Source organism: Streptomyces sp. TRM64462 (assembly GCF_013362995.1).
Lineage (GTDB): Bacteria > Actinomycetota > Actinomycetes > Streptomycetales > Streptomycetaceae > Streptomyces.
The window spans coordinates 1-2843 of the sequence record NZ_JABWDV010000400.1 but is presented as its reverse complement, the minus strand read 5'-3'; the positions used below and the strand labels follow the sequence as shown (position 1 = coordinate 2843).

At 56.8% G+C, this 2843-nt stretch carries 2 rRNA genes; both read right to left on the bottom strand.

The features are described from left to right. Nucleotides 1–61, bottom strand: a 5S ribosomal RNA gene (rrf, locus tag HTZ82_RS23760); the annotation flags it as partial. A 114-nt stretch (nt 62–175) separates the two neighbouring features. Next, nucleotides 176–2843 (bottom strand): 23S ribosomal RNA (locus HTZ82_RS23755); the annotation flags it as partial.

Genomic DNA, 2843 nt, shown 5'->3' with positions numbered 1-2843 from the left:
AAGGCTTAGCTTCCGGGTTCGGAATGTAACCGGGCGTTTCCCTAACGCTATGACCACCGAAACCCTATTGGGTTCGAGCGAACAAGCACACTATTCACTTGAATGATGTGATGTGACGTGGTGTGCCGGTGCGACTGTTCGCAACCCGGGAACCACACAGTGGACGCGAGCAACTGAGGACAAGCCCTCGGCCTATTAGTACCGGTCAACTCCACACCTCACGGTGCTTCCATATCCGGCCTATCAACCCAGTCGTCTACTGGGAGCCTTACCCCATCAAGTGGGTGGGAATACTCATCTCGAAGCAGGCTTCCCGCTTAGATGCTTTCAGCGGTTATCCCTCCCGAACGTAGCCAACCAGCCATGCCCTTGGCAGAACAACTGGCACACCAGAGGTTCGTCCGTCCCGGTCCTCTCGTACTAGGGACAGCCCTTCTCAATATTCCTACGCGCACAGCGGATAGGGACCGAACTGTCTCACGACGTTCTAAACCCAGCTCGCGTACCGCTTTAATGGGCGAACAGCCCAACCCTTGGGACCGACTCCAGCCCCAGGATGCGACGAGCCGACATCGAGGTGCCAAACCATCCCGTCGATATGGACTCTTGGGGAAGATCAGCCTGTTATCCCCGGGGTACCTTTTATCCGTTGAGCGACGGCGCTTCCACAAGCCACCGCCGGATCACTAGTCCCGACTTTCGTCCCTGCTCGACCCGTCGGTCTCACAGTCAAGCTCCCTTGTGCACTTACACTCAACACCTGATTGCCAACCAGGCTGAGGGAACCTTTGGGCGCCTCCGTTACCCTTTAGGAGGCAACCGCCCCAGTTAAACTACCCATCAGACACTGTCCCTGATCCGGATCACGGACCCAGGTTAGACATCCAGCACGACCAGAGTGGTATTTCAACGACGACTCCACCCATACTGGCGTATGAGCTTCACAGTCTCCCACCTATCCTACACAAGCCGAACCGAACACCAATATCAAACTGTAGTAAAGGTCCCGGGGTCTTTCCGTCCTGCTGCGCGAAACGAGCATCTTTACTCGTAGTGCAATTTCACCGGGCCTATGGTTGAGACAGTCGAGAAGTCGTTACGCCATTCGTGCAGGTCGGAACTTACCCGACAAGGAATTTCGCTACCTTAGGATGGTTATAGTTACCACCGCCGTTTACTGGCGCTTAAGTTCTCAGCTTCGCCCCACCGAAATGGAGCTAACCGGTCCCCTTAACGTTCCAGCACCGGGCAGGCGTCAGTCCGTATACATCGCCTTACGGCTTCGCACGGACCTGTGTTTTTAGTAAACAGTCGCTTCTCGCTGGTCTCTGCGGCCACCCCCAGCTCCGAGTGCAAAACTCTTCACCAGGAATGGCCCCCCTTCTCCCGAAGTTACGGGGGCATTTTGCCGAGTTCCTTAACCATAGTTCACCCGAACGCCTCGGTATTCTCTACCTGACCACCTGAGTCGGTTTAGGGTACGGGCCGCCATGAAACTCGCTAGAGGCTTTTCTCGACAGCATAGGATCATCCACTTCGCCACAATCGGCTCGGCATCAGGTCTCAGGCTCATGTCACGCGGATTTGCCTACGTGACGCCCTACACCCTTACCCCGGGACAACCACCGCCCGGGATGGACTACCTTCCTGCGTCACCCCATCACTCACCTACTACCAGATAGGGTCACCGGCTCCACCACTCCGACCTCGTCCGAAGACTCAGCCGGCGGCTTCACGGGCTTAGCAGCCCTGGATTCAGCGTTGGCGCTTCAAAGCGGGTACCGGAATATCAACCGGTTGTCCATCGACTACGCCTGTCGGCCTCGCCTTAGGTCCCGACTTACCCTGGGCAGATCAGCTTGACCCAGGAACCCTTAGTCAATCGGCGCACACGTTTCCCACGTGTGTATCGCTACTCATGCCTGCATTCTCACTCGTGAACCGTCCACAACTCGCTTCCACGGCTGCTTCACCCGGCACACGACGCTCCCCTACCCAACCCAGCCGGCGTTGGCCGTACATGCTGGATTGACACGACTTCGGCGGTACGCTTGAGCCCCGCTACATTGTCGGCGCGGAATCACTTGACCAGTGAGCTATTACGCACTCTTTCAAGGGTGGCTGCTTCTAAGCCAACCTCCTGGTTGTCTCTGCGACTCCACATCCTTTCCCACTTAGCGTACGCTTAGGGGCCTTAGTCGATGCTCTGGGCTGTTTCCCTCTCGACCATGGAGCTTATCCCCCACAGTCTCACTGCCGCGCTCTCACTTACCGGCATTCGGAGTTTGGCTAAGGTCAGTAACCCGGTAGGGCCCATCGCCTATCCAGTGCTCTACCTCCGGCAAGAAACACACGACGCTGCACCTAAATGCATTTCGGGGAGAACCAGCTATCACGGAGTTTGATTGGCCTTTCACCCCTAACCACAGGTCATCCCCCAGGTTTTCAACCCTGGTGGGTTCGGTCCTCCACGAAGTCTTACCTCCGCTTCAACCTGCCCATGGCTAGATCACTCCGCTTCGGGTCTTGAGCGCGCTACTCTACCGCCCTATTCGGACTCGCTTTCGCTACGGCTTCCCCACACGGGTTAACCTCGCAACACACCGCAAACTCGCAGGCTCATTCTTCAAAAGGCACGCAGTCACGACATACAAGCAAGCTTGCATGCGACGCTCCCACGGCTTGTAGGCACACGGTTTCAGGTACTATTTCACTCCGCTCCCGCGGTACTTTTCACCATTCCCTCACGGTACTATCCGCTATCGGTCACCAGGGAATATTTAGGCTTAGCGGGTGGTCCCGCCAGATTCACACGGGATTTCTCGGGCCCCGTGCTACTTGGG